This is a genomic window from Brevibacterium salitolerans, from assembly GCF_039531405.1.
In the GTDB taxonomy this organism is placed as follows: domain Bacteria; phylum Actinomycetota; class Actinomycetes; order Actinomycetales; family Brevibacteriaceae; genus Brevibacterium; species Brevibacterium salitolerans.
The window spans coordinates 433,117-459,443 of sequence record NZ_BAAAPZ010000002.1; the positions used below are offsets into that span (position 1 = coordinate 433,117).

The window sequence follows — 26,327 nt, forward strand, 5'->3', positions numbered from 1 at the left end:
ATGACGGCGCCGTGCCCCGGGGCGGGCACCGCGGACACCGCGGTGCCCGCCCCGTTTCAGGTCGCGCCGCGGTCGAGCAGCTCCGTGGCCTCGGTCCGCCTGTCCGTGACAGTCGTGGGCGCCTCCAGGTGGACGGCGCCGCTGGGCAGGACCGCCGCTCCTCCGTATCGCCGCATCACCTGCCACTGGGCGAGGACGTCCTCTCCGGCGTGTTCGGGCGGCAGCCGGTCCCAGAAAGCGAAGCCTCCGCACTCCATGAGCCGCTCGCGGTCGTAGAGCACGCATCCGCCCACCCACGCGACCCGGTAGACGAGGAAGGGCTCTCCTCCCAGCGGGGTGTCCGCTGCGATGTGGGCGAGGTTCGCGGCATTGTGCAGCGTCCACCGCTCGTGGGCGGGCCCCTGTGCAGGCGCGGGTTCGGGCTCCACGCGCCCCTCCCAGAGCTCGAAGGGCCGCTGCTCCTCAGGCCGCCTGTCGCGGAGATGGGACAGGCCCTGCACGGCCGAGCCCATGAATCCTCCGCCGTAGGCGTCGAGGGCCTCCTGCAGCCGGGTGAGGGTGCCCGGCTCCAGCCACACGTCGCTGTCGAGGAAGAGCACCCGCGGGGCCGAGGCCCTCTCGAGGAGGAACTGCCTCTGCTGTGCGAGTCCCCGCCGCGGCAGGTTCCGCAGCGTGCGCACGGCGCGTCCCTGCGCGCGGAGGACGCGCAGCATCGCGGCGACGGACGGATCCTCCCACACCGGCTCCGGCGACTGGTCGCTGAGCACCAGGCCGAAGTCGGCATCCAGCTGGGAGGCGAGGCCCGAGAGCGTCACGGCGAGCTCTCCCGGCCTCTCGAAGCAGGGCAGGAGCACCTCGACCCCCGGAGCGGCGGGCCGTCCCGGGGGCAGCGCCCAGTGCGCGGAGCTACGCGCCGGCATGGGCGGCTCCCGTCCGCATCCTCTCCACGAGCGAGGACGTCGAGTAGTCGGAGACGTAGTCGAGGATCCGCACCTCGCCGCCGCAGGCCTCCACCGCGGCCGTCTCCGCGAGCATCTCCGGCGCGTAGTCCCCGCCCTTGGCGTAGACGTCCGGGCGGAGCGCGGAGATGAGGGGCAGGGGCGCGTCCTCGGAGAAGGCGACGACGTGGTCCACGCAGCTGAGTGCCGCGAGCACTCCGGCCCGGTCCGGCAGGGGGTTCAGCGGCCTGTCCGGTCCTTTCAGCCTGCGGACCGAGGCATCGTCGTTGAGCGCGACGACGAGCACGTCGCCCAGCCGCCTCGCCCTGCTCAGCGAGGCGGTGTGGCCGCGGTGGAGGACGTCGAAGCACCCGTTCGTGAGCACGATCCGCCGTCCCGCCGCGCGGTGCTCGTCGACGATCCGCACCAGTGCATCCACCGGTGTGAGCGCATCGCGGACGAGGCCGAGGTGCGAGAGCAGGTCCTCGGTGGAGCACAGGGAGGTGCCGAGCCGCTGGACGACCACGTCCGCCGCCGCCTGTGCGAGGTCAAGCGCGACGGTGCGGGGCACCCCGCTCGCCAGCGCGGCGGTGAGAGCGGCGACGAAGGTGTCGCCGGCCCCCGAGGCCTGCTTCTCCGCCGCAGGGTTCGCCCGGGTGCGGTGGAGCGCGCCGGAGCCGTCGGCGAGGACGGCGCCGTCACGGTCGAGCGTGACGACGGCGGCCGCGGCGCCGGTCCGCGCGCACAGCCGTGCAGAGCCCCGGACGGCGGCCTCGACCCTGCCGCGGCCGTGCCCCAGAGGACTGCCGAGCACCGCCTCGGCCTCCGCCGCGTTGGGGGTGACGAGGTCCGGACGCAGCGGTGCCCAGTGATCGGGGCGGTGGGCGTCCACGACGACGAGGGGCGGCCGCGCCAGGCCCGCCAGGCGCTCCGGCAGGCCGGCGGTGCGCACCGCGCCCCCGTAGTCGCAGACGACCAGCGCGTCCGCGTCCGCGATCCCGGCGGTCGCGGCGTCCGTGAGGCGGGCGAGGGCCTCGGCGGGCTCCGCCTCGCCCGTGCGATCCAGCCGCACCATCACCTGGTCCTCGACGACGATGCGGGTCTTGGCCGTGGTGGCTCCGGCCCGGCGGAGGAGGAGCGAGGTGTCCACGCCCGCCTCGTCCAGCAGGCGCCGCAGGTGCGCGGCGGCCGCGTCGTCGCCGACGAGGCCCACCATGCGCACCCGGGCGCCCAGCGCCGCGAGGTTCATCGCCGTGTTGGCCGCGCCTCCGGGCGCGCGCTCGGTGCGGTGCGCGTCGACCACCGGGGCGGGAGCCTCCCGGGCGAGCCGCCCGCTGGTGCCGTGGATCCAGACGTCGAGGAGCGCATCGCCGCACACCGTGATGCGGGGCGCTCGCCGGGCGATGCGGCGGGGGATCTCCGGACCGATCCCCTCCTGCGTGCGCGCCTCCCTCATCGCGCCGCTCCTGCCGTGACGGGTGCGCCGAGGTGCACCACGGAGGCGGTGGTCATCTCGTCGAGGAGCTCCGGTCCGAACCCGTAGCCCTCGCCGCTGTCGCCCCGGGGCTGTGCCGCTCCGCCGGGTGCGCCGGCGAAGACCCCGTTGACCTTCACGGTCCCCACGGGGAGCTCCGCCACCGCCTGCAGCGCGTGGTCCGTCCGCGGGGTGAGCACGGTCGCCGCGAGTCCGTACCGGCCCTCCGCCGCCAGGGAGAGGCCCTCCTCGAAGGAGCCGACGACCGTGACGGGGGCGACCGGTCCGAAGGTCTCCTCCCGCATGAGCGCCATCGCGGAGGTGCAGCCCGTGAGCACCGTCGCCGGGTAGTGCGCGCCGGGCCCGTCGGGGATGCCGCCGCCGGCTCGCAGCTGCGCACCGGCCGCGACCGCCGCACTCACCTGCCCGTGGACCTGGGCGCGGTGTGCGCGGTCGACGAGCGGCTGCGGCGGGTCCTCACGGTCACGCCGCAGCGCCCGTGCCGTGAGCGCGTCCAGCACGTCCTCCGCGACCTCACGGTGCAGGTAGACCCGCTCCACCGCTGTGCAGATCTGGCCGGCGTTCGCGAAGCATCCCAGTGCGGCCTGCTCCGCCGCCCACTCCGGGTCCACTCCGGCGTCGACGAGGAGCGGATCGTTCCCGCCGTTCTCCCGGATGACGTGGACACCGGTCTCCGCGCCGGTCCGGGCGATCTCCCTCCCCGCGGCGGTCGAGCCCACGTGGGCGAGGACGTCGACGCGGGGGTCGGCCGTGAGCGCCCGTCCCGTGTCCGCGCCGCCGCTCAGCGTCGTCAGCACGCCCGCGGGCAGCAGCGGGGACAGGAGTTCGCCGAGGCGGACCCCCACGCCCGGGCTGCGCTCGCTGGGCTTGTGCAGCACGGTGTTCCCCGTGACGAGGGCGGCGCCGATGAGTCCCGCGGCCACCGCGACGGGATCGTTCCACGGTGTGAGGGCGGCGACGACGCCGCGCGGGCGGCGGACGGTGTAGTCGGCCGCCCGGACGTCCCCGCGGAGGCTGTGCCCGCGGTGGAGGGGGCCGAGCTCCGCGTACTGCCGCAGGGTGGCGGCACCCGCCTCCACGCCGCCCCGGGCCTCGGCCTCCGGTCTGCCGGTCTCGCGCCGGTTGAGCTCGGCGAGCTCCGCAGCCGCCCCCGCGAGCGCCTCGGCCATCCGCCGGAGCGCCTCGCCCCGCTCCTCGGCGGGTGTGCGGCCCCAGCCGGGCTGGGCGGAGCGCGCGGCACCGACGGCGGCGGCGACCTCGCTGTCGCCGGCGGCGCGAACGGTCGTGGCGGGGTCGCCGGTGTGCGGGTCGAGTACAGTGATCTCGGTCATGAGGCTCCTCCTCGGTGCGACGAAGGGACGGCGCGATGGACGGGACGTACGTGGGTGCCGCGGGCGCACGGCTCGAGGGGATCGGGCGGATCGCGGTCCTGCGCGGCGGGGGCCTGGGCGACCTCATGTTCGCCGTCCCCGCCTGCGAGGCGCTCGCGGCCGCCTATCCGGAGGCCGCGCTCACCCTGCTCGGCACGCCCGCGCACGCGGAGCTGCTCGCCGGCCGGCCGGGGCCCGTCGACGAGGTCGTCGTGGTGCCGCCGGCGCCGGGCGTGCGGCCCGGCGAGGAGGACCCGCAGGCGCTCGCAGCCTTCTTCCGCCGGATGCGCGAGCGCGAGTTCGATCTCGCGGTGCAGGTCCACGGCGGCGGCCGGAACTCCAACCCGTTCCTGCTGGAACTGGGGGCGCGGCACACCGTCGGCACACGGACCGAGGACGCCGCGGCCCTCGAACGGAACCTGCCGTACGTCTACCACCAGCACGAGATGCTGCGGGCGCTGGAGGTCGTGGGCCTCGTGGGCGCTCCCGTGCGGAGCCCGGAGGCCCGCCTCGCGGTCACGCCCGCCGAACGCGAGGCGGGTGCAGAGCTGCGCGACGAGGCGGCCGCGGGGCTGCTGGTGCTCCACCCCGGTGCGACCGACCCGCGCCGGCGCTGGCCGGCGGAGCGCTTCGCGGAGCTGGCCGCGCTCGCGGAGGGCGAGGGCTGGCAGGTGCTCGTCGTCGGGGACGGGTCCGATGCGCCCGCCGGGGAGGAGATCGTGTCCGGGGCGCGCTCGCGCGGGAGCCGGAACCCCCGCGGCTCGGTGGCCTCGCTGGCCGGTGCGCTGTCCCTCTCCGCGCTCATGGGGGTGCTCGCCGAGGCCGATGTGATGGTCGGCAACGACAGCGGTCCCCGTCACCTCGCCGCGGCGGCGGGCACCGCCACGGTGGGCCTCTACTGGGTGGGCAACTGCATCAGCGCCGGCCCCCTGGGGCGCGGTCGCCATCGCGTGCACCTCTCCTGGGTGACCCGCTGCCCGGAGTGCGGGGTGGACGTCACCCAGGTGGGCTGGACGGCCGACCGCTGCGCGCACGATCCCTCGTACCTCACGGCGATCGCGCCGGAGCCGGTCTGGGCGGATGCCCGCGCCCTGGCTGCGGGACGCTGAGCGGCGCCTCACGGCCACGACCCCTCGTCCTCGTGCGCGACGAGCATCTCGCGCACCTCCGCGCCGCGGGGCTGGGAGAGGGCGAAGAGGATCGCCTCCGCGACCCGGGCGGGATCGTTGAGGCGGGAGTCGTCCTGCGGGCGGTACTGCTCCTCGCGGCCGTCGAAGAAGTGCGTGCGCATCCCACCGGGGATGATGTTCGTGACCCCGACCCGGCCCGCGGTCTCCGCCGCCAGCGCCTGGCTGAAGCCGCGCACGGCGAACTTCGAGGCGCTGTAGGCGGTGGCGCCCGCCGCGCCCCGGAGCGCCAGGGTGGAGGAGACCGTGACCACCCGCCCGTGGGTGCGGGAGAGATGGGGGAGCGCGGCCCGGACGGCGGAGACCGTGCCGAGCAGGTTGACCGCGAGGACGCGCTCCCACTGCGCGGCGGCGATCTCGTCGAGGCCTCCCGGGACGTCGATCCCCGCCGCGCAGACGAGCGCGTCGACGCCTCCCAGCTCCTCCGCGGCCTCGTCGATGCGGCGTCCGACCGCGGGCCGGTCCGTGACGTCGAGCGCGCGGGCCCGGTGCGGCGCGGCCGCGGAGACGTCGAGGTCCAGGACGAAGGGAGTCCCTCCCGCGTCCGCGACGGCCTCGGCGCACGCCAGCCCCAGTCCGGAGCCTCCGCCGGTGATGATCACTCTCCGCTTCTGCTCGTTCATCGCTGTTCTCCTCTCCGTTCTCGTCCGCTGCTGTGCCGTACTGTGCCGGGTGCCGTGCTGTGCCGGGTGCCGGACCTGTGTCATCCCGCCGCCTGCCGCGCCGCGGCCAGGGAGGTCGTGGAGCGCCCGGGGAGGAAGGGCACCGTCACGGTCTGCCCTCCCCACCGGGACACGAGCTCCGTCTCCGGGAGGGAGTCCGCCGTGTAGTCGCCGCCCTTCACCCAGAGGTCCGGCCGGAGGCGCTCGAGGGTCCTCTCCGGGGAGTCCTCCTCGAACACCACCGCCGCGTCGACGCAGGCGAGCGCCTCCAGCAGCGCAACCCGGTCCTCCTGCGGCACGAATGGGCGGCCGGGGCCCTTGAGCCGGCGCACGGAGGCGTCCGAGTTCACACAGACGACGAGGACGTCGCCCAGGCGGCGGGCGGCGGCCAGGGTGCGGGCGTGGCCGGCATGGAGGAGGTCGAAGCACCCACCCGTCGCCACCACGGTCCCGCCCTGTGCCCGCACGGTCTCCAGGCGCGCGTCGAGGGAGTTCGAGGTGCCGAGCCCGTGCTCCGCCGTCTCCTGCGCGGGTGCGCCGACGCCGCCGGCCGCGATGAACGCCGCGGCCTCGGCGACCGCCGCCTCCGTCGCCCTGCCGAGCGGGGCGCCGGCGGCGAGGTGCGCGCAGAGGCTGCCGGCGAAACGGTCCCCGGCACCGCAGGCGTCCCCGGCCGCAGTCCGGTGCACGGGCGCGAACAGGGGGAGCCCGCCGCGCTCGAGGGCGAGCGCCCCCTCACCGCCCAGCGTCACCACGGCGGCCTCCGCGGGCCAGGTCCGCAGGAGCGCCGCGGCGGCACGGGTGGCCGTCCGGCAGTCGTCCGCCGGCGTCCCGGTGAGGGCGGCGGCCTCGGCGGCATTGGGCGTGACGGCGGCGACCCCGGACACCGGCTGAGCACCGCGGGGGTGCGGATCCCACACCACCGGCACCGCGGCGGCACGGAGGCGCAGCGCCTCGCGCAGGGCGGGGTCCTCGCAGAGCCCGCGTCCGTAGTCGGAGACGAGCACGGCATCCGCTCGCTCCAGCGCGGCGCGCATCTCCGCCGTGCTCTCCGGGCGGGCTCCCGCGCCGCAGCCCTCGTCCATCCTGGCGACGACGTGCGCTCCGGCGAGCAGCCGCCGCTTCACCGGGGTGAGGGACCCGGACGGTCCCGCGACCACCTCGGTGCCGGTGAGCACGTCGCGCAGCCGGGTGCCGGCGTCGTCGTCGCCGAGGACGGTGACGAGGACGACCTCGTGCCCGGCGGACGCCAGCAGGCCGGCCGCGAGCCCGGCGCCGCCCGCACGGCGCCGGGTCTCCTCGACGTCGACGACCGGCACGGGACCGTCCGGGGACAGCCGCCGGGCACCACCGCGGACGTCCTCGTCGAGCAGCACGTCGCCCACCACCGCGATCCTCATGACGGCACCCTCTCGCCGGGATGCGCGCGCACCGGGACCGGTGCCGCGACGGGCACCGTGTCCGGCGCCGAGTGCGGGAGGGCGGATGCGGCGACCTCCGCGTCGAACACCGTGCAGAGGGCGTGCACCGCCGTGAGGTGGGCCTCCTGCACGTGGGGCGCCGGGGCGTCGACGCACACGGCGGAGTCGCACGCCGCACTGAGCGGGTTGGGCCCCGGGCCGGTGAGCGCCCAGGTCCGGGCACCGCTCCGGCGGGCGGCCTCGACGGCCCGGAGGAGGTTGGGGCTGCGTCCGCTCGTGGTGAGGAGGACGAGAACGTCCCCGGGCCGTGCGTGCGCCTCGACCTGCCGGGCGAAGACCTCCTCGTAGCCGTAGTCGTTGCTGATCGCGGTGACGGCGGAGGGGTCGGTGCTGAGCGCGAGCGCCGCGTACGCGGGCCTGTCCCCGCGGAAGCGTCCGACCAGTTCGGAGCTGAGGTGCTGCGCCTCCGCCGCGGAGCCGCCGTTGCCGGCCGTGAGGAGGCGCGCACCGCCGGAGAGCGCGGCGGCGAGATCACGGCCCCAGGCCTGCAGGGTCGGCACCTGGTCGCGCAGCGAGGCCAGCGCCCGCTCCGTCCCGTCGAGGTGGCCGCCGAGCCCGCCGGCGCCGCCGCGGGCGACCGCCCGGCCCCGGACCTCCGCGTAGACCTCCTCCGTCCGTGCGGCCACCGTCGCCCAGGAGTAGCCGGCGCGGACCCTCTCCGTCCCCGCCGCACCCAGCCGCCGGGCGAGCTGCGGATCGGAGAGCAGCCGGGCCGCGGCGGCGGCGAGCGAGGCGGGGTCGTGGGGCTCCACGTGGAGCCCCGTGCGCTCCGGCACCACGGTGTCCTGCAGGCCGCCCACGCGTGCGGCGACGACGGGGACTCCGCACGCCATGGCCTCGAGGGGGACGATCCCGAACGGCTCGTACCAGGGGGTGCAGGCGACGAGACGGGCGCTGCGGAGGATCGCGGGCATCTCCTCGCGCGGAACCTGTCCGCGGAGGACGACGCGGTCCGCCACGCCGAGGTCCTGCGCGAGGTCGCGGAGACGACGGGCCTCCGGGTCCGTGTGCAGGCAGGCCTCCTCCGCCCCGCCGCCCACGACGTGCAGCTCCACGTCCTCGAAGCCCTCGGCCGTGAGCGCCGCGAGCGCGTGGACGACGAGATCGACGCCCTTGCGCGGCACGAGCCGGCCGACGCACACGATCCGGCGCTTCCCGCCGGTCTCCTCCGCCTCGCCCTCGGGGTCGAAGAGGCGGAGGTCGACGCCGCAGGGGACGACGGAGACGCGGTCCCGGTCCAGCCCCATGGCGGCGAGTTCGTCCACCTCGTCGGAGCACGTGGCGATGATCCGGTCCGCCTCGCGCCCCACGTGCGGTTCGAGTGCGGTCCGTTCCGGCGGACTCGTGTCGAGCACGCCCTGATGGCGGCGCTTGACGGTGCCGAGCGCGTGGAAGGTGTGCAGCAGCGGCACGGCGTCGAGTCCCGCGCTGCGCAGCGCGGTCCCGGCGGCGAGGCCGGACATCCAGAAGTGCGAGTGCACGAGGTCCGGCCTCCGCGCCGGATGCGCCCGCCAGTGGGCGGCGATGCCGAGCCCCAGCTCCGTCATGTGGGGGAGGAGCTCGTCCTTCGGCACGGCGACGGGCGGTCCGGCGTCCACGTGGACGACGGTGACCCCGCCGTCCGCCTCCACGACCTCCGGGAGGTGCGGATCGTCGCGCCGGGTGAAGACGGTGACGCTGTGGCCGCGTGCGGCCAGCGCCCGTGAGAGCTCCGCGACGTGGACGTTCTGCCCGCCCGCGTCGACGCCGCCCAGGGCGGCCAGCGGGCTCGCGTGCTCGGAGACCATCGAGATCTTCATCGCTTCTCTCCTTCCCGGAGCCGCGCGGCGGCCCCCGGGTCAGTGGTGTGAGGGTCTGCGGGGACCAGGGCGGACAGCAGGGAGTCCCAGTCCCGGAGGAACCGGTCGAGGCCGTAGTGCTCGAGGGCGAAGGCGCGTGCGGCCCTGCCCCGCGCCGCGGCCTCCTCCGGGTCGTCGAGGAGGCGCCGGGCCGCGGCACGGAGCTCGGCCGGGTCCGCGGAGACGGCGCCGGCCTCGGGCGGGACGGCACGGGCGGCCTCGGTGGTGGCGAGGGCGAGCACCGGCATGCCCAGGTGCATGGCCTCGAGGAGGGACAGGCCCAGAGAGGTCCAGCGGACCGGATGCAGGTACATCCGGCGCCGGGCCATGAGCCTGTGCAGCTGACTGCGCGGGAGGTCGCCGAGCACCCGGAGCCGGTCGCGACCCAGACCGGTCGCCTCCGCCAGTCCCTCCGTGCCCATGCCGAAGACGTCGACGGGGGCGGTTCGGGCGAACTCCGGGAGGAGATCGGCACCGGTCACCCGCCAGCGGCGCACCGGCTCGTTGCCGACGAAGGCGAACCGCGGGATCTCTCCGGTGTAGAGCGGGCCGGGATCGCGGATGCCGTGCTCGATCACCTCGGTGCGGGCGCCCCCGCAGTCCCACAGCAGCCGGTTGACGTGCGTGACGTGCACGAGCGGGATGTCCTGCTGCCCGGCCAGCGGGTGGACCGTGTCCGGCACATCGCCGCGCGGGGTGTTGTGCTCGACGTAGACCGCCGGCACCTCCCGTCCCGGTCTGCGGCCCAGCAGGCGGGCCGCCTCCTCCCGCTCCTCCGGGCGCTGCAGGAGCACGAGGTCGACCGCGGTGTGCGCGAGATCCCGGGGCGCGACCTCCCGGACGGAGCACGGCCACTCGCGGCCGCCGCGGCCCAGCCCCCAGGGGCCGCCCTCGGGGAGCACGGGCAGCAGGTACTCGTGCCGTCCGTGGACGAATGCGTCCGTCCACGAGCCGTGGACGTGCCAGAGGAGGATTCTCATGCGCAGCTCCTTGTGCGGTCGACGATGCGGCGGACGGCCTCCGCCACGGCCTCGGGGGCCACGGAAGCGAGGCAGGGATGGCCGGGGACGGGACACTCCCGGGCGCGGGTGCCGCGGCAGGGTGCCGTCTGGTCCCCGAGCAGCTCGACGGGGACGCCGTACGGTGCCCAGCGGATCGCCGGGACGACGGGGGAGAAGAGGCTGACGACGGGCGTGCCCACGGCTGCGGCCAGGTGCGCCGGCCCGGTGTTGCCGGAGACGAGGGCCGAGGCGCGGGCGAGGAGGTCCGCGGTGCCGCGCAGGTCGCACCGTCCGCCCAGGTCGATGCCGTGGGCACCGGCCACGGCGGCCGTGAGCTCCCTCTCCGCGGGCCCGCCGGTGACCGCGACCGTCCAGCCGCGCCGGGTGAGCAGTTCGACCGCCGCCCGGCTGCGCTCCGGCGGCCACATCCGTGCCGGGGCGGCGGCACCGGGGTGGAGGACGAGATAGGGTTCGTCGGGCCGCAGTCCGGCGGCTGCGGCGGCGGGCGTGCCGAAGAAGGCGCCGGAGGGATCCGCGATGCGCATCCGGCCCGCGTCGCCCGCCGGCAGGCCGAAGCCGGCCGCGGCGGCGATCCGCAGAGCCCTCTCCACCTCGGGCTGGTCCTCCGGGAAGTCCTCCCCGGGACGCAGGCGGACGTCGAGCAGGCTGCCGGGGTAGTCCGTCGAGGCGCCGGTGATGTGCGCGATGCCAGCGGTGCGGAGCACGAGGGCCAGGGGCAGCGGCGACTGGTGGAACGAGGTGAAGACGACGGCCGCGTCGTAGCCGCCCGCGGCCACCGCGTCGCGGAGCTCTGCGAGGTGCGCCGAGGTCGCCGGGGGAGCGGGTGCGAGCGTCCACGGGCTCGCCCAGGAGAGCAGGGCGTCGGGCTCCGGGAGCAGCTCCGCCGCAGCCCGTCCCTGCGGGCCGCACAGCAGGGTGAGCGCCTCCACCCGGGGATCGGCCGCGATCGCCCGCAGCGCCGGCTCCGTGACGAGGACGTCCCCGGCGCTGTCGAGCCGGGCCGCGAGCACCCGCGTCATCGCGAACCTCCCGCGGCCTCGGCGCCGAGCGCCAGTCGCACCGCCTCCCCGAGGTGCGCGGCCACGGCCGGCGCCGCGGCGACCTCGGGGGCGAGGGTGACGGCGGTGGGCACGAGCACTCCGCGGCAGCCGGCCGCGCTCGCCGCGACCATGTCCGCCCCGATGTCGCCGATCATCACGGTCGCGGAGGCCGGTGCCCCGAGCCGCTCCATCGCCCGCAGCAGCATGCCCGGGCGGGGCTTGCGGCAGAAGCACCCGGCGGCGGGGGCGTGGGGACAGGTCTCCCAGGCGCCGAACGGGCCCAGGAGCTCGGCGGTCCGCCGGTTCACGGCGCTCACCTGGGCCTCGGTGAGGAGCCCGCGGCCGATCCCGGACTGGTTGGTCACGACCCCCAGCCGCACGCCGTGGGCGCGGAGCAGCTCCAGCGCAGCCCGTGCCCCGGGCATCGGCTCCACGAGCTCGGGCCGGCCGTTGTACGGCACGTCGCGGATGAGCGTATCGTCACGGTCGAACAGCACCGCCGCCGGAAGGGGACCAGGATGGCTCAGCCCACAGTGCTCGCACTGCGCGCCCTCAAGCTCGGCGATCTGCTCGTGGCGGTGCCCGCCCTCCGGGCGCTGCGCCGAGGCTTCCCGGACCACCGGCTGGTGCTCGCCTGCCCCGCCTGGCTGGCCCCGGTCGTCGAACTGATCGGCGGCGTGGACGCGCACCTGCCGGTGGCCGGGCTGGAGGAGCCGCTGCTCCCGGCCGCCGGCTCCGTGGAGGTCGCGGTCAACCTCCACGGGGGAGGGCCGGAGAGCCGAGGCCGTCTCGAGGAGCTCGGGTCCCCGCGCCGCATCGGGCACCGGGCGCCGGGGTGGGACGGCCCCGTCTGGACCGAGGCGCTCCACGAGCGCGAGCGCTGGGTGCGCCTGCTCGCCTGGCACGGCATCCCCGGCGACCCCGCCGAGCTGCGGCTGCGGGCCGAGGCGCTCGACACCGGCGCCCGCGGCGGGGGAGCCGGCTGCGCCGTCGTCCACGTGGGCGCATCCCACGGCAGCAGGCAGTGGCCGGTCGAACGGTTCGCGGAGGTGGTGCGCGGACTCGCGCAGGACGGGCTGCGGGTGCGGGTGACGGGCGACGACCGGGAGCGGGCGCGGGCGGAGGCGGTCGTGCGGCTGGCCGGCGGGGGAGACGACGGCGGTGCGGTGCGCTCCCTCGCCGGTGTGCTGAGTCTGCGCGAGCTGTGCGCGCTCATCGCCGGCTGCTCCCTCGTGGTCTCCGCCGACACGGGTGCCGCGCATCTCGCCAGCGCCTTCGCCCGCCCCTCCGTCGTGCTGTTCGGCCCGGCGGCGCCGGAGCGCTGGGGACCGCCCGCCGGACCGCACCGGGTGCTCACCGATGCGCGGCTGCGCCGGGGCGAGGTCTTCGCCGCGGACCCGGACCCCGCGCTCCTCGCGGTGGGTGCCGCCGAGGTGCTGCGCGAGGCCCGTGCGCTGCTGCGCTGAGGGGGTGGGGACGGAGGTCCGAACCTGTGGGGTGCTCATGTCCCCATTGGAGCGCTCCTGCTTCAAAAACACAAGGGGCCTTGTGTTAGAAGTTGAGGTCAGCGGCATGGAGTGCCGTGAGCGGAGGCCGCGAGGAGGCTGAGAGCGGCCGGCCTCAGTCCGGTTCGCTCCGGGGAGTGCGGAACCCGCTGAGCTTGTGCGAGCCGTCGCAGAGCGGAGGGATCCCTGTCATGCCGCAGCGGCAGAGCGCGGTCACGTTCCGGCGCGCGGCCTCGGGCGCGGCTCCCGGGGCCGGTGCGAGCGCGAAGTCGCCCCGGACCAGCAGCGGGCCGTCCGGGCAGGGGGTGATGACCACGGGATCTCCGCCGCCGTCCGTGTGTGTGCCGCTCATGCCTGCTCCTCCTCGTGTGCGGGTTTCCATGCGTCCTCGTCGCAGTACCCGCGCTCCCTCCGCCGCAGCCATCCCTCGGAATGTGCGGCGATGTGCAGGCGCGAGCCGCGATAGCCGATCCCGCCCCGCATCCCTGCGGCGAGGGCGATCCAGGCGCAGACGCCCCTCTCGAGCAGCCAGACGGGTGCCCACAGCGCGCTGCCGGCGGGGAAGGCGGACGCGCCGCCGTCCCGCCGTCGCCCGCATTCCGCGAGTGCGATCGCCCCGAGCGCGCAGCAGAGCAGCAGGGGCGGCCGCCGCAGTGCGAGGAGGACGAGCGGGACCAGCAGCAGCTCGGCCGCCCGGCGCACGGGCTGCGCGCGGCTGTCGTACGCCTGGCGGACCCGCTGCTCCCAGAATCGCCGGACCGTGGGCGGGCGCCGGGGGACGTACACGTCGCGGCCGCATTCGACCCTGCCTCCGCGTGCGCGGACGGTGCGGATGAGCTCGAGGTTCTCGAACAGGACGTGCGGATCGTAGCCGCCGTCGAGGAGCTCCCGCCGCACGGCCAGGGTCCCGGGGTAGTCGGTGCCGAACGCGCGGTTGAGCAGTGAGCGGGCCGTGTCCCACCGGGCGTGCCACGGCAGGGGCGACCCGTCCGCGGTCGTGAAGACGTTCTGCGGGACGATCATGTCCGCGCGGTCCAGGCGCCGCAGGACCTCGCCGAGGCCCTCCTCGGTGTAGCGCACGTCGTCGTCCGCGATGACGAGCGCCCGCCGGGTGAGGCGGGGGAGCGCGGTGAGCACGCCGATCACCTTGCCGTTGGCGGCGGGGACCTGTGCGGCCGGCAGGTGCCGCACGTGCGCGGGCAGCGCCGCCGCGTGGAGCGCGCGGAGACCCGGCGGCGAGCCGTCGACGACGGTGACGCGCACGTCGCCGGGCAGCCCCGAGAGATAGCCGACGAGGTCCGCGAGGGCCTCCCCGTGCTGCTCGCCCGCCTGCCAGCGCAGGGGGAGGAGATAGTCGGCCGGGGCGCTCACGGTCCGACGCTCCGGAGGGAGCAGGCCCCGGCCTTCCACGCCGCGAGCATGTGCGCGCCCGCCTGCTCGTCCGCGTACAGGCACGCCGCGGCGCCGAAGACGATCTCGGGGACGAGGGCGGGCTCCGCATCCGCGAGCCCGCCGGCGAGGTCCCGCGCCGCGATCTGCTCGTGCACGGCGTCGGCCTCCACGTGCTCGTCGAAGTACTCCCGGACCTCCGCACCCCAGCCCCACCGGCCGAAGGCGCGCGAGTAGAGGCGGTTGGGGATCGACGAGGTCATCTCGAAGGCGGCGAGATGTCCCACGATCGCCCCGCGGAGCCTCCGGTGCAGGCCGAAGAGGCTCATGGTGTTCATCGGCAGCAGCGTCGTGGCCGGGATGAGGTCGAGGTAGGCCTCCGGCCGGCTGTCCAGACCGAACCCGCGCATGGTCCGGGCGAAGATCTCCGCGTGCACGCGCTCCGGCCGTCCGCCGCCGTACTCGTCCGCCTGGATCTCCACGAGTGCCGCCTTCGCCCTCCCTCGCAGGCGCGGGATCGCCCAGCTGTGCGGATCCGCCTCCCGGAGCGTGTAGAGCGAGCGGTGGACGAGGAACTCGCCGAGCTGTCCCGGGTCCGCGTGGCGGGCGAACCAGGTGGCGAGTGCGGGGCGGGCCGCGTCGGCCGTCATCGCGAAGAGCAGATCGGCGAGGCCCTCGCCGTCGGCGGGGGCGTCGCCGGGGAGCGGGACCCGTGCGCGCAGCGCCGATTCGTGTGCGCGCTCGAGGAGCAGCCGCGTCCGCAGGAGCCCCGGGTCCCATTCCCACTCCCCGGCGACGTAGTCCTCCGGGCCGTAGTGGAGCTGGTAGAGGAGGAACAGCGAGAGCTGGAGGTCCTCGTCGGCGAGAACCTCCTCGGCGGCCTCGACGGCGTCGCGGGCGGTGGCGCACAGGCCGTCCGGCCCCGGAGGGGGCTCGGGCGAGGACAGCAGCCGCAGGAGCGCGGCGCTGAGCGGACCCCGTGGGAGCGGTGGGCGGTCGGAGGGGCGGGAGAGCGGCTGGGTGTTCACGAATCCTCCTGAGGAGAGTGGTGGTGAGTGTAAGCGGCGTCCGCGGGGCCGAGGCTCCGCGCCTGTGTGCTCAGTTGGGGCAGGAGCTCCTCCGGCAGCGCCTCGACGACGGAGAGGACGAGGTCCTGGATCCGCCAGTCGAGGCCGATGCACCGCTCGCGCAGCTCCGTGACGCGTTCCAGCGGCGGCAGCGAGGCGTCCTCCGGGACGACGAAGGCCTCGACGTGCAGGACGTGGCCCTGATCGCGGATGCGGCAGTCGGCCTCGGCCACCCAGTCCGCGGCGAGCAGGGTCGCGCGGACCTCGCCCACGAGGGGATCCGGATCCTCCCCGTCGTACTGCGTGGCGCGGGAGTCCATGAGATCCCGGAGGGAGTCGCGCAGGTTGGTCCAGCCGTCGCGGAGGATGCTCAGCGAGACGGCGATCGCCGCGGCCGCGTCCATCCACCACAGGCCCACGCCGATCCCCGCGACCCCCACGATTGTCGCGAGCGAGGAGGTCCAGTCCGCCTTGTTCATCTGCGCGTCCGCGTACAGCACCTTGTCGTGCAGCAGCGGGGCGAGCCGCAGCTTGAGTCGGCCGAGGACCACCGGCGGGATGATGACCAGGACCATGACGGCGAGCATGAGCCAGCCCTGCCAGAGCAGGAGGCCGCCCACCTCGAGCACGCCGATGGGCGGGCGCTCGCCCCGGGCCAGGCCGATGCCCGAGTCGATGAGCAGGTATCCGCCCATCGTCAGCAGCGCCACCGCGGAGACGAGGTGGGCGACGCCGATCGAACGGTGCCAGCCGTAGGGGCGGCGGGGAGTCGGCCGGCGACGGATGAAGCGCACCGCGACGAGGAAGGCCAGCGGAGGGAGGAGTGCGAGGGAGTCCTCGATCCATGCCGCCTTCATCGCCTGGGAGCTGCCCGCGACGAGGAGCACGAGCGTCATGGTCATGAGCGTCATGCCGATGCTCACCCGTTCCAGCCGGACGGCGCGCCGCAGCGCCCGCGCCTGCTCCTCGGGCAGCTGGGTGTGCCCGAACCGCGCGCTCACGGCGCCGGCTCCCGCAGCCGCTCCTGCACCTCGGGCGAGAGCAGGTGGCGTTCGAGCTCGGTCTGCAGGGCGTTCTCGCCCATGCGCACGGCCATCACGTGCCTGTCCTTCCCGCCGTCGCTGCCGGGGGTGGTCGTGTAGTCCGTGGTGAGCGCGGCCTCGGAGGTCCACGGGGAATCCGTCGTCAGTCCTCCGACGACGAGGTCCAGGTCCCCCTCCTCGAGGAGGGTCATGAGCCGCTCCTCACCCGCGACCTCCCAGTCGACCTCGGCGTCCAGGGAGTCTGCGAAGCTCCGCACGAGCTCCGGCTCCGTACCGGTGGGCGCGGAGCCGCGGGCGTCTGTCCAGGGCGGGCTGTGGGAGACGCCCACCACCAGCTCGCCGTGCCGTGCGCGGTCGAGGGTGCCCTCGGGATCCGCGGGCACGGAGCACCCGGCGGTGCCGAGGGCGGCGAGGACCACTGCGAGCGTGCGCTGTCCGATCATGCTCTGATTCTGACAAGCGAACTTGATTATGTCACCGGGGTGCGAGCGGGGATTTCCGCGGGGCTCAGCGGTCGCTGGCGACCCGCTGTGAGATCACTGCCCGGTGGGCCTGCGGCGTCAGGGGGCATTGTGTGCTCGCGTCATTCCGCATACGGTTCAAAGAGCAAGGTGACTTGTCACAGTTCAGGATTCCGGAGTGCCCGCGGGCACATGCGTGGAAAGCGAGAGTGGTGTGGCTTCACCGAACATCTTCGTCCTGGCGCTCACGGACGAGCAGCGCAGAGAGCTGGAGACCGTCCGCGGTGCCGAGGGCTTCGCGTTCCACGGCCTCCTCGACCGGGAACGGCTCGTCGACGTGCACGCGATCGACTTCTCCTCGCTCCTCGACGCGGCGCGAGCGGAGCTGGACGCCTTCCCGGGCACGGTCGACGCGATCATCGCGCACTGGGACTTCCCCGTGAGCCTCCTGGCTCCGCTCCTGGCGGCCGAGAGGGGCCTGCCCGCGCCTTCCCTCACGAGCCTCCTGAAGTGCGAGCACAAGTACTGGAGCAGGCTCGAGCAGCAGCGGAGCATACCGGAGTGCGTGCCGGCCTTCGCGGCCTTCGATCCCTTCGACGACGCTGCGCTGGACTCCATCGGCCTCGACTATCCGTTCTGGGTGAAGCCGGTGAAGGCGCACTCGTCGAACCTCGGCTTCAAGATCGAGGACGCGGAGGGCTTCCGCCGTGCGCAGGCGGAGATCCGGGCGGAGATCGGGGACATCGGGGACGCGTTCAACGAGGTGCTCTCCCGGGTCGAACTGCCGCCGGAGATCACCTCCGCGGACGGCAACACCTGCCTCGCGGAGCAGTTCGTGACGGGCACGCAGTGCGCGCCCGAGGGCTCCGTGTTCCGCGGGGAGTACGGCGTGCACGGCTTCTTCGACATGCACAAGGACGAGGCGGGCACGAGCTTCGACCGTCTCGACTACCCCGCCGGCGGGGTGCCTGAGCACGTGCAGCGGCGCATGATCGACCTCACGGGGCGGTTCCTGGCGCACATCGGGTTCGACGACGGCTGCTTCAACGCGGAGTTCATGTGGGACGCCGAGACGGACGGTCTCTGGCTCGTGGAGGTCAACACGCGCATCAGCCAGTCCCACAGCGAGCTCTTCGTCAAGGTCGACGGGGCGTCCAATCACGAGGTCGCCATCGACGTGGCGCTGGGGCGGCGGCCCCGTCCGCGCACCGGCGAGGGGCCGTTCGCCGTCGCCGGTCAGTGCATGGTCTTCCACGACGAGGACGCCGTCGTCACCCATGTGCCGGACGCGGAGGAGCTCGCACGGCTGCGCGAGGCGTATCCGGACCTCGTCCTCACCTCGCAGGTGGCGGAGGGCGACAGGCTCTCGGAGCTGCCCTCGCAGGACAGCTACCGGTACGTCGTCGCGAAGTTCTTCATCGGGGCGGACAGCCACGAGGAGCTGGACCGCCTGCACCGCGAGATCGCGGGGAGGCTGCCGTACGGCTTCGACCCCGTGCCGCAGGAGGGGACGCGGGCCGGCGCGGCCTGAGGGCTCCTCCGCCTCAGAACGACGAAGGGAGATCCGCACGCCATGCAGACAGTGACAGACTTCCCGCACGAGGTCCGGGAGATCGAGAACGTCTTCATCCCCATGCGGGACGGCGCCCGCCTCGCGGCGCGGCTCTGGATGCCGGAGTCCGCCGAGCGCCGGCCCCAGCCCGCCGTCCTCGAGTACATCCCGTACCGGAAGCGGGACAGCACCCGGGGGAGGGACGCGCTCAACCACCCCTACATCGCCGGCCACGGCTACGTCTGCGCGCGGGTGGACATGCGCGGCAGCGGCGACTCCGAGGGCGTCCTCGTGGACGAGTACCGCCCGCAGGAGCAGGAGGACGCCGAGGACGTCATCGCCTGGCTCGCCGCTCAGCCGTGGTGCGACGGGAACGTGGGGATGATGGGCATCTCCTGGGGCGGCTTCAACAGCCTCCAGCTCGCCGCACGCCGTCCGCCGGCGCTCAAGGCGGTCATCAGCGCCTCAGCCACGGACGATCTCTACGTCGACAACATGCATTACATGGGAGGCGCGCTGCTCGCGGACAACCTGTCCGAGGCCACTGTGATGTTCGCCTTCAACAGCCTCCCGCCGGACCCCGCGATCGTGGGGGAGCGCTGGCGGGACATGTGGTTCGAGCGGCTGCGGGGCAGCGGTCTCTGGCTGGAGACCTGGCTGGAGCACCAGCGGCGCGACGACTACTGGAAGCCGGCTTCGGTGAGCGAGGACTACGGCGCGGTCGGCTGCCCCGTCATGGCCGTGGGCGGCTGGGCGGACGGCTACACGAACGCGATCTTCCGCCTCATGGAGCACCTCGAGGTCCCCCGCCGGGCGCTCATCGGACCGTGGGGGCACAAGTACCCGCACCTGGGTGTGCCCGGTCCGGCCATCGGCTTCCTCCAGGAGGTCGTGCGGTGGTGGGACCACTGGCTCAAGGGGCACGACACCGGTCTCATGGACGAGCCGATGATGCGGCTGTGGATGCAGGACAGCGTGCCGCCGCAGGCCTCCTACCGCGAGCGGCCGGGTCGCTGGATCGCCGAGGACGTCTGGCCCTCCCTGGAGCTGGAGGACCGGGAGCTCGTGCTCGCCGGGCACCATCTGGTGGCACCGGGATCCCCGGAGGCCGAGGCGGCGGAGCGGGAGCGGGCGGAGGCCACCGTCCGCTCACCGCTGAGCGTGGGTCTGTTCGCGGGGAAGTGGGCCTCCTACGCCGCGACCCCGGATCTGCCGTTCGACCAGCGCGAGGAGGACGGCGGCGCGCTCGTCTATGAGACGCGCCCGCTCGAGCGGGCGGTCGAGGTCTGCGGCCTGGCGGAGCTGGACGTCGAGGTCGCCGCGGACAGGCCGGTGGCGATGCTGGTGGCGCGCCTGTCCGACGTGAATCCGGACGGTGAGGCGACCCGCGTGACCTACGGGGTCCTCAACCTCACCCACCGCGGCGGCAGCGCGTGCCCGGAGCGGCTGGAGCCCGGCCGCCGGTACCGCGTGCGCGTGCCGCTCAACGGGGTCGCACAGCACTTCCCGGCCGGGCACCGCATCCGGCTCTCGCTCTCCTCCTCGTACTGGCCGCTCGCCTGGCCGCCTCCGGAGACCGCCGCGCTGACCGTGACGACGGGGGCGAGCCGCCTGCACCTGCCGGTGCGGGAGCCCCGCCGTGAGGACGCGGGGCTGCGCGCGTTCGGGCCGCCCGAGGCCGCGGAGGAGCTGGCGGTGGAACGGCTCTCGCCCGGCGACCACCAGTGGCGCGTCATCCGCGACCTCGCCACGGACGTCTCGACGCTGGAGATCATCAACGACCAGGGTGCCTTCCTCATCGAGGAGACCGGCACCCTCGTGCGGCGCGCGACCGACGAGTGGTTCAGCTTCCGGTGGAACGATGTCGACTCCGTGCGGGGCGAGACGCGCACCGTGCGCCGCCTGGAGCGAGGCGACTGGAGGGTCGAGGTGATCACCCGCACGGTGCTCACCTCGACCCGGGAGGAGTTCCGGATCTCCGCCGAGCTCGACGCCTACGAGATCGACCCGGAGAGGGGAGGGAGGAGGGTCCACTCGCAGAACTGGCAGCGCGAGATACCCCGCGACCTCGTCTGAGGGCGCAGCAGCAGAAGACGACGCATGCAGAGGAGAGGACAGGACGATGACCCACGCAGCAGGGAACGACCAGCTGACCTTCCAGGATCCGGTCACCCGGTTCCCGGACATCACGCCGCCCGTGCAGGACCAGCCCGAGCCCGGTCTCGACAGGGAGCTCGTGCCGCAGACGGACCGCGGCCACGACTCCTACCGCGGCACCGGCCGCCTGGAGGGCCGCCGTGCGCTCATCACCGGTGCGGACTCCGGGATCGGCGCCGCGATCGCGATCGCCTTCGCCCGTGAGGGCGCGGACGTGGCGCTGTCCTACCTCCCCGCGGAGGAGGCGGACGCCGAGGACATCCGGAAGGTCGTCGAGGGGGCGGGGCGGAAGGCGTTCCTGTTCCCCGGCGATCTCTCCGACCCGGTGTACTGCGAGGAGCTGGTGCGGGGAGCGGTGCGGGAGCTGGGCGGTCTGGACGCGCTCGTGAACAACGCGGGCCGGCAGATCGCCGTCGAGGACCTCGCGGATCTGGGCGACGAGCAGTGGCAGCACACCTTCGACACGAACATCCGGGCGATCTACCGGGTTACGCGTGCCGCGCTTCCGCACCTCGAGGCGGGGTCGACCATCGTCAGCACCACCTCGGTCCAGGCCTACCAGCCCTCGCCGCACCTGCTCGACTACGCCTCGACCAAGGCAGCGATCAACACCTTCACCAAGGGGCTCGCCCAGCAGCTCGCACCGCGGGGCATCAGGGTGAACGCAGTGGCGCCGGGGCCCATCTGGACGCCGCTGCAGGTCTCTGACGGCCAGCCCAAGGAGGCTCTGCCGCACTTCGGGAAGAACACGCCGCTGGGGAGGGCGGGCCAGCCCACCGAGCTCGCACCGGCCTACGTCTTCCTCACCTCTCCGGAGTCCAGCTACGTGCTCGGGGAGACTCTGCACGTCAACGGGGGCACGCCCATGCCGTGAGGGCGCGTCAGTCGATCCTGCCGATGTCCGTGCGCTTCTCCGACTGGAAGCGGTCCTCGTTCCGCCCGTACGCCCAGTAGCCGGAGATCGAGATCTGCTCCCGGGGGATCTCGCGCTCCTTGAGCAGGGCGCGGACCTTCTTGATCGACTCGCGCTCGCCGTGGGCGAACACCTGCACGCGGCCCTCCGGCCAGGGGCGGCTCGCCATCGTCTCAGCGAGGAGGTCCGTGGCCGCTCCGGCCTCCGCGCCCACCGCCCAGACGAGTTCGATCCCCGCCGGGTGCGTGAGGTCGAGGCAGTCGTCCGGGTGGTCGACGACGAGGACGGCGAAGCCCCGCGCATTGGCGGGCATGGCCTCGAGTGCGGCGGCGACGGCGGGCATGGCCGAGGCGTCGCCGGCGAGCAGGTGCCAGTCCGCCCCGGGATCCGGCGCGTAGGCGCCGCCGGGTCCCATGAACACGATGGGATCCCCGGGCCGGGCGTCGCGGGCCCACGGCGCGGCGAGGCCCTCGTCCCCGTGGACCACGAAGTCGAGGGTCAGCGTGCGGGCCGCCGGGTCCACGCTGCGCACCGTGTAGGTGCGGGTCACCGGGATGTCGTCCGCCGGCAGGGTCTCGCGCAGGGCGGCGAGGTCGTACGGGGGAGTGAGCCCCAGCTCCGGCTTGGCGAACACGATCTTCACATAGGCGTCGGTGCTCTGCGAGGGGGTGAACGTGGAGAAGCCCTCGCCTCCCACGACCAGCCTCACGAGGGAGGGGCTGATGCGCTCGCGGGAGACGACTTCCATGACGTGCTGAGGACGGGGAGGGCGCTGCGGTGCTGCCATGAGTGACACAGGATCCTTCGACGGCGGGGAGGGGCGCGGGGCCCCGGTTCTGCCTCCACCCTAGACCACGCCCTTAGGCATGCCTAAGGGCCCTGCGCCCTTGCTCAGCAGGCGGTCGATGCACAAGGATGAGGGCATGGCTGAAATCACGTTCAAGGGCAATCCCATCCACACCGCAGGCTCTCTCCCCGCCGAGGGTGAGAAGGCCCCGGCCTTCCGCCTCACCGGGCAGGACCTCTCCGACGTCACGGGCGAGGACTTCGCCGGCAAGCGGGTCGTCCTCAACATCTTCCCCAGCGTGGACACGGGGGTGTGCGCGGCGAGTGTGAGGAAGTTCAACGAGCTCGCCGCCTCACTGGAGAACACCGCTGTGGTGTGCGTGTCGAAGGACCTTCCCTTCGCTCAGGCCCGCTTCTGCGGTGCGGAGGGGATCGAGAACGTCACCGCCGCCTCGGCGTTCCGTTCGCAGTTCGGTGAGGACTACGGCATCCAGCTCGTCGACGGCCCCATGGCCGGTCTGCTGGGACGCGCCGTCGTCGTGCTGGACGCGGACGGCACGGTCCTCCACTCGCAGCTGGTCCCGGAGATCGGCCAGGAGCCGGAGTACGACGCCGCGGTGGCCGTCCTCTCCTGAGACCCGCTCCGTCCGTGCGGCCCGTGGGCCCCGGTCCGCGGGCCGCACTCGGCTACGCTGGACGCATGCCTCCTCGCGCAGTGGCAGCGCGAGCCGTGTGAGCACCTGTCCCCTCGCAAAGGAGCACTGTCATGGAAGCCATCCTCGGACTGGGGATCGGCGCGGTCGTCCTCATCGTCGTCGTCCTGGTGCTGGCGGTCCTGCTGTTCAGCGGACTGCGCACCTCCGTGTTCTTCACCGTGAAGACGCAGGAGAACGTGATCGTCGAGCGGTTCGGCAAGTTCAAGAAGGTCGCCCGCCCCGGTCTCAACACGAAGGTCCCGTTCGTGGAGACCACGACGCGCCCCATCTCCCTGCGCGTGCAGCAGCTGGGCGTCGACATCGAGTCCAAGACCAAGGACAACGTGTTCGTCAACGTGCCCGTGGCCGTGCAGTACGTGGTCAACGAGGACAGCGTGGTGGACGCCTACTACCGGCTGGCGAACCCGGAGGAGCAGATCCGCTCGTACGTGTTCGACACGGTGCGTTCGGCGCTGTCCTCCCTCACCCTCGACTCCGCCTTCGAGTCGAAGGACGACATCGCCCACAACGTGGAGCAGCGCCTGTCGCAGTCGATGGCGGCCTACGGCTTCCGGATCGTCAACACGCTGGTCACGGACATCTCCCCGGACGCCCGCGTCCGCGACTCCATGAACTCGATCAACGCCGCCCAGCGCGACCGCGTCGCCGCCCAGTCGCTGGCGGAGGCGGACAAGATCAAGCGCGTCACGCAGGCGGAGGCGGACGCCGAGGCCATGCGCCTCCACGGTGAGGGCGTCGCCGCCCAGCGCAAGGCGATCGCCGACGGCATCGCGGACCAGTACGAGCGCCTGCGCGAGGTGGGCATCAGCGAGTCCGCGGAGCAGCTGCTCATGATGACGCAGTACTTCGACACCATGCAGGAGGTCTCCCGCTCCGGCCGGTCGAACGTGCTCTTCATGCCGTCCAACCCCGGTGGTCTGGGAGACATGGCCAGCGAGATCCGGAACTCCCTCTTCTCCGCCCAGGCGAACGAGCACGGCTCCGCGAACGCCGAGGTGGACCGGAGGGCCGCGGCGGAGAACGAGTCCCGCCGCCAGCGCCGCGCCGCGGAGCAGAAGGCGGACCAGGACCGCCGGCTCGCGGAGGAGCAGCGTCAGCGTGCCGCGTCCCAGGCCTCGCAGGCGGCCAGCGCGGCGGGCTCGGTGGGCCAGCGCGCGGCGAACCTCGCCGCCCGGGCACAGCAGTGGGCACAGAATCAGGGCGGCATCCCGCCGCAGCCTCCCCACACTCCGCAGTGAGCTGATACGCCCTCCCCACCTCTGCGGCCGCGTCCCCCTCCGGGACGCGGCCGCAGTCGTCCCACGGGCCCGAGCCGTACTATGCTCGGTGAGCCGGAACACGGAGTTCCGGTCTGTTCCCCTGCGGTCCGCGGCTCATCGCTGAGCGCTCCGCTTCGCGAAAGGCATCTCCCATGTCACCTGGCTCCTCCCTGCCCGCACGCCGCGGCCGTTCACGTCTCCTCGCCCTGTCCGCCGCAGTCGCGCTGGGGGCGGCGCCGGCACTCGCAGCCGCGCCCGCCTCCGCCGCGGAGCGGGTCGAGTTCTTCGACGAGGTGCCCGACGACGGGGACTACACCGGGCCCGGTGACACGCTCGAGCTCCTGGTCTCCGCGATGACGCCCGCCGACACGGTCGTCATCACCGTAGACGGACGCGAGGTGCTGCGGACCGCGGAGCCGGCGAACCACCGTGATCTGGATCTCTGCACCTGGTGCCATCTCGACGACATCGACGAGGAGGACGCCGAGGAGCTGGACGAGGCCTTCTTCACCCGCGGCGAGCCGACCGACATCTGGCTCTCCGTGTACCTGGACGAGCCGCTGGAGGACGGCGCGCAGATCACCGTGCGCGTAGGGGACGCCGAGGCGACCAGCACTTTTGTGGACACGGGCTGGGACACCCTGCCGGAATGGACGCCGACGATGGCGGCCACGGTGCTCGACAGGGAGGTCGCCGCCTCGGGCCTGCAGCTCGCGGGTGAGCTCCATCCCACGGAACTCGCGCCCATGACGTCCATCGAGCACACGGCGGTGTTCTACGAACTCGCGGAGGACGCCGATGTCTTCTGGCTGCCGGCGGGCGAGATGGCGATCGCGGAGGCGGACGGTTCGACGGTGAGCGGCACGGTGTCCCCGAGCACGCGGTTCGAGAGCTTCGTCGTCCCCTGGGACGAGGACGACTGGGAGGAGTGGGAGGACGAGGACGACTGGGACGAGGAGTCGCAGGGCGATGTTGCCTGGGCCGCCGAGGTCGCCGAGAGGATCGGACCGGCATCGGCAGGGCCGGGGGCAGAGCAGGCGGAAGCCACGGCGGCGGTCCTGGACGCGCTGTCGCAGCTGCGCACCGCTGCGGAGGCCGGGACGGAGGAGGCCAACGCTGCGAAGGCCTCGGTGCAGGCGGACGCCGTTCCGGAGGAGGCTGCTCTCTCCGAGCTCATCCTTCGCGAGGAGGTCGAGATGGGAACGCACGTCCTCCTCACCCCGTTCGAAGGCGACTACTTCCTGATGTCCTCCACCGATGACGGCGATGTCTTCGATGTGGAGCACAGGGCCGAACAGACGGAGGATCCGGGCAGCGGGGCTCCGAACGAGGGTGGGAAGACCCCGGGCGGGGGGAGGACGGACGCTCCGACGCAGCCGGCTGTGCAGCCCGCAGTCGCGCCGACCGCCGAGGCCGCCCCGCGCGCGCACGACGTCGAGTCCCTGCCGCGCACGGGCACGGAGCTCGCCGCACCGCTGGGAGCCGCTGCGGCGCTGCTCGCCGTGGGCGCGGCGGCAGTGGTGAGCAGCCGGGTGCGCCGGGCTACTTGAGCAGCCGGTCCATCCGCCGGTCGCTGAGCTTCCGGCCTCCGGTCTGACAGCCCGGGCAGTACTGGAGGGAGCGGTCCGCGAACGAGACCTCGGCGACGGCCGTGCCGCAGACCGGGCACGGCTGTCCCGTGCGGCCGTGCACCCGCAGACCGCGCTTCTTGGCGGCCTTGACCCTGTCCGGCGGCAGCCCTGCCAGTGCCTCCTGCGCCTGTGTGAGCACGGTCCGCATCACGGTGTGGAGTGCGGCGGCATCGACGCCGTGGGCCGGGGCGAAGGGGGAGACCCCCGCGGTGTGGAGGATCTCGTCGGAGTAGGCGTTGCCGATCCCGGCCAGCACGGACTGGTCCTCCAGCACGGTCTTGATCCGGCCTCGGGAGGAGCTCAGCGCCGCGGCGAAGTCCTCAGGGGAGATCGCGAGCGCATCGGGACCGAGCCGGGCCAGTGCGGGCACCTCGGCGGGATCACGGACCAGGGCGACGGAAGCGTTCTTCTTCGTGCCCGCCTCACGCAGATCGAAGCCGGCCCCCGAGGCCAGCTCCAGACGCATCCCCAGGGGGCCGCGGCCCATCCGCACCGGCCCCGCCGGCACGGACTCGTGCCAGGCGAGCCAGCCGGCGCGGGCGAACCTGCAGACGAGGAAGAGCCCGTCCGCCTCGAGGACGAGGGCCTTGCCCCTCCGGGAGACCCCGGTGAACTCGAGGCCGAGCAGCGCCTCGAGCGGCGGATCCACCGTCCCCAGCAGGCTGAGCTCCGCCAGCTGCACGGCGGCAGCGGCGTCACCGATCAGGCGGGTGCGGAGGAACGCGGCGAGGGCGTCGATCTCTGGCAGTTCCGGCATCTGCTCAGTATGCGCCCACCGGCGCGGGCGCGGGAAGAGCCGGCTTCCAGAGGACTCC

The 26,327-nt window shown here is 73.9% G+C and carries 24 protein-coding genes and 1 pseudogene; 8 read left to right on the forward strand and 17 right to left on the reverse strand.

Features of this window, described 5'->3' with window-relative positions; all coding sequences use genetic code 11:
• Nucleotides 1-56: 56 nt before the first annotated feature.
• Genes ABD240_RS03020 through ABD240_RS03030 form a run of 3 tightly spaced genes read right to left on the reverse strand, consistent with a single transcriptional unit; the run spans nucleotide 57 to nucleotide 3,764 of the window.
• The gene (locus ABD240_RS03020) at nucleotides 57-920 is read right to left on the reverse strand and encodes a glycosyltransferase family 2 protein (RefSeq protein WP_344334996.1); all 864 of its coding nucleotides are present in this window, start codon (nucleotides 918-920) and stop codon (nucleotides 57-59) included.
• Entirely contained in the window at nucleotides 907-2,394 is a 1,488-nt protein-coding gene (rfaE2, locus tag ABD240_RS03025) for a D-glycero-beta-D-manno-heptose 1-phosphate adenylyltransferase (RefSeq protein ID WP_344334999.1), read from the reverse strand. Before rfaE2 ends, ABD240_RS03020 begins: the two co-directional genes overlap by 14 nt.
• A complete protein-coding gene (locus tag ABD240_RS03030; protein WP_344335002.1) occupies nucleotides 2,391-3,764 on the reverse strand; it encodes an aldehyde dehydrogenase family protein in 1,374 nt (457 codons plus the stop codon). The genes rfaE2 and ABD240_RS03030 overlap by 4 nt, the downstream gene beginning before the upstream one ends.
• Nucleotides 3,765-3,799: 35 nt before the next feature.
• Between ABD240_RS03030 and ABD240_RS03035 the strand changes: the two genes are divergently transcribed.
• The gene (locus ABD240_RS03035) at nucleotides 3,800-4,912 is read left to right on the forward strand and encodes a glycosyltransferase family 9 protein (RefSeq protein ID WP_344335004.1); all 1,113 of its coding nucleotides are present in this window, start codon (nucleotides 3,800-3,802) and stop codon (nucleotides 4,910-4,912) included.
• Nucleotides 4,913-4,920: 8 nt separating this feature from the next.
• Here the strand turns inward: ABD240_RS03035 and ABD240_RS03040 are convergent, their stop codons facing one another.
• The 7 genes and pseudogenes from ABD240_RS03040 to ABD240_RS03065 form a co-directional block, all read right to left on the reverse strand.
• On the reverse strand, nucleotides 4,921-5,613 hold the full coding sequence (locus tag ABD240_RS03040; RefSeq protein WP_291797700.1) for an SDR family oxidoreductase: 693 nt from the start codon (nucleotides 5,611-5,613) through the stop codon (nucleotides 4,921-4,923).
• Between the two features lie 80 nt (nucleotides 5,614-5,693).
• Nucleotides 5,694-7,052, reverse strand: coding sequence for a PfkB family carbohydrate kinase (locus ABD240_RS03045; protein ID WP_344335010.1), 1,359 nt, complete (start codon nucleotides 7,050-7,052; stop codon nucleotides 5,694-5,696).
• The gene (locus tag ABD240_RS17085; protein WP_425546991.1) at nucleotides 7,049-7,633 is read right to left on the reverse strand and encodes a D-sedoheptulose-7-phosphate isomerase; all 585 of its coding nucleotides are present in this window, start codon (nucleotides 7,631-7,633) and stop codon (nucleotides 7,049-7,051) included. Before ABD240_RS17085 ends, ABD240_RS03045 begins: the two co-directional genes overlap by 4 nt.
• 69 nt (nucleotides 7,634-7,702) lie before the next feature.
• Nucleotides 7,703-8,932: pseudogene (locus ABD240_RS03050) on the reverse strand (glycosyltransferase); the annotation flags it as partial.
• Nucleotides 8,929-9,951, reverse strand: coding sequence for a glycosyltransferase (locus ABD240_RS03055; RefSeq protein WP_291797694.1), 1,023 nt, complete (start codon nucleotides 9,949-9,951; stop codon nucleotides 8,929-8,931). The gene ABD240_RS03055 and the pseudogene ABD240_RS03050, both read right to left, overlap by 4 nt.
• Entirely contained in the window at nucleotides 9,948-11,012 is a 1,065-nt protein-coding gene (locus ABD240_RS03060) for a glycosyltransferase family 9 protein (RefSeq protein ID WP_291797692.1), read from the reverse strand. Before ABD240_RS03060 ends, ABD240_RS03055 begins: the two co-directional genes overlap by 4 nt.
• A complete protein-coding gene (locus ABD240_RS03065; RefSeq protein WP_291797689.1) occupies nucleotides 11,009-11,530 on the reverse strand; it encodes a D-glycero-alpha-D-manno-heptose-1,7-bisphosphate 7-phosphatase in 522 nt (173 codons plus the stop codon). Before ABD240_RS03065 ends, ABD240_RS03060 begins: the two co-directional genes overlap by 4 nt.
• A 21-nt stretch (nucleotides 11,531-11,551) precedes the next feature.
• Here ABD240_RS03065 and ABD240_RS03070 point away from each other — a divergent pair, with 21 nt between their 5' ends.
• A complete protein-coding gene (locus ABD240_RS03070; protein WP_344335017.1) occupies nucleotides 11,552-12,499 on the forward strand; it encodes a glycosyltransferase family 9 protein in 948 nt (315 codons plus the stop codon).
• Between the two features lie 154 nt (nucleotides 12,500-12,653).
• Here ABD240_RS03070 and ABD240_RS03075 read toward each other — a convergent pair whose 3' ends face one another.
• Genes ABD240_RS03075 through ABD240_RS03095 form a run of 5 tightly spaced genes read right to left on the reverse strand, consistent with a single transcriptional unit; the run spans nucleotide 12,654 to nucleotide 16,480 of the window.
• Nucleotides 12,654-12,890 carry a CDGSH iron-sulfur domain-containing protein gene (locus ABD240_RS03075; protein ID WP_291797683.1) on the reverse strand — a complete coding sequence of 79 codons (237 nt, stop codon included), beginning with the start codon at nucleotides 12,888-12,890 and terminating at the stop codon, nucleotides 12,654-12,656.
• Nucleotides 12,887-13,909: a glycosyltransferase gene (locus ABD240_RS03080; protein WP_344335020.1), complete on the reverse strand. Its 1,023-nt coding sequence runs from the start codon at nucleotides 13,907-13,909 to the stop codon at nucleotides 12,887-12,889. The genes ABD240_RS03075 and ABD240_RS03080 overlap by 4 nt, the downstream gene beginning before the upstream one ends.
• The gene (locus ABD240_RS03085) at nucleotides 13,906-14,955 is read right to left on the reverse strand and encodes an iron-containing redox enzyme family protein (RefSeq protein WP_344335023.1); all 1,050 of its coding nucleotides are present in this window, start codon (nucleotides 14,953-14,955) and stop codon (nucleotides 13,906-13,908) included. Before ABD240_RS03085 ends, ABD240_RS03080 begins: the two co-directional genes overlap by 4 nt.
• Nucleotides 14,952-15,995 carry a cation diffusion facilitator family transporter gene (locus ABD240_RS03090; RefSeq protein ID WP_344335026.1) on the reverse strand — a complete coding sequence of 348 codons (1,044 nt, stop codon included), beginning with the start codon at nucleotides 15,993-15,995 and terminating at the stop codon, nucleotides 14,952-14,954. The genes ABD240_RS03085 and ABD240_RS03090 overlap by 4 nt, the downstream gene beginning before the upstream one ends.
• The gene (locus ABD240_RS03095) at nucleotides 15,992-16,480 is read right to left on the reverse strand and encodes a transporter substrate-binding domain-containing protein (RefSeq protein ID WP_344335029.1); all 489 of its coding nucleotides are present in this window, start codon (nucleotides 16,478-16,480) and stop codon (nucleotides 15,992-15,994) included. The genes ABD240_RS03090 and ABD240_RS03095 overlap by 4 nt, the downstream gene beginning before the upstream one ends.
• A 232-nt stretch (nucleotides 16,481-16,712) precedes the next feature.
• On the opposite strand from ABD240_RS03095, the gene ABD240_RS03100 reads away from it, so the two are divergent.
• The 3 genes from ABD240_RS03100 to ABD240_RS03110 are packed head-to-tail and all read left to right on the forward strand — an operon-like array spanning nucleotide 16,713 to nucleotide 21,081.
• Nucleotides 16,713-18,029: an ATP-grasp domain-containing protein gene (locus ABD240_RS03100; RefSeq protein WP_344335031.1), complete on the forward strand. Its 1,317-nt coding sequence runs from the start codon at nucleotides 16,713-16,715 to the stop codon at nucleotides 18,027-18,029.
• 42 nt (nucleotides 18,030-18,071) lie between these two features.
• Nucleotides 18,072-20,126 (forward strand): CocE/NonD family hydrolase, encoded by a 2,055-nt coding sequence (locus ABD240_RS03105; protein ID WP_344335034.1) that lies wholly within the window; start codon nucleotides 18,072-18,074, stop codon nucleotides 20,124-20,126.
• A gap of 46 nt (nucleotides 20,127-20,172) precedes the next feature.
• Entirely contained in the window at nucleotides 20,173-21,081 is a 909-nt protein-coding gene (locus ABD240_RS03110; RefSeq protein ID WP_291797659.1) for an SDR family oxidoreductase, read from the forward strand.
• A gap of 7 nt (nucleotides 21,082-21,088) precedes the next feature.
• On the opposite strand, the gene ABD240_RS03115 is transcribed toward ABD240_RS03110, so the two are convergent.
• Complete coding sequence (locus ABD240_RS03115; RefSeq protein ID WP_344335038.1) at nucleotides 21,089-21,907, reverse strand: siderophore-interacting protein; 819 nt, start codon at nucleotides 21,905-21,907, stop codon at nucleotides 21,089-21,091.
• A 136-nt stretch (nucleotides 21,908-22,043) separates the two neighbouring features.
• Here ABD240_RS03115 and tpx point away from each other — a divergent pair, with 136 nt between their 5' ends.
• The 3 genes from tpx to ABD240_RS03130 all read left to right on the forward strand — a co-directional run bounded on the left by tpx (nucleotide 22,044) and on the right by ABD240_RS03130 (nucleotide 25,431).
• Complete coding sequence (gene tpx / locus ABD240_RS03120; protein ID WP_344335041.1) at nucleotides 22,044-22,541, forward strand: thiol peroxidase; 498 nt, start codon at nucleotides 22,044-22,046, stop codon at nucleotides 22,539-22,541.
• A gap of 131 nt (nucleotides 22,542-22,672) precedes the next feature.
• Entirely contained in the window at nucleotides 22,673-23,860 is a 1,188-nt protein-coding gene (locus ABD240_RS03125) for an SPFH domain-containing protein (RefSeq protein ID WP_291797651.1), read from the forward strand.
• A gap of 173 nt (nucleotides 23,861-24,033) precedes the next feature.
• Nucleotides 24,034-25,431, forward strand: a complete 1,398-nt coding sequence (locus ABD240_RS03130; protein WP_291797648.1) for a hypothetical protein — start codon at nucleotides 24,034-24,036, stop codon at nucleotides 25,429-25,431.
• Here the strand turns inward: ABD240_RS03130 and ABD240_RS03135 are convergent.
• Nucleotides 25,424-26,269 (reverse strand): DNA-formamidopyrimidine glycosylase family protein, encoded by an 846-nt coding sequence (locus tag ABD240_RS03135; protein ID WP_344335046.1) that lies wholly within the window; start codon nucleotides 26,267-26,269, stop codon nucleotides 25,424-25,426. The genes ABD240_RS03130 and ABD240_RS03135 overlap by 8 nt on opposite strands.
• Nucleotides 26,270-26,327: the final 58 nt, after the last annotated feature.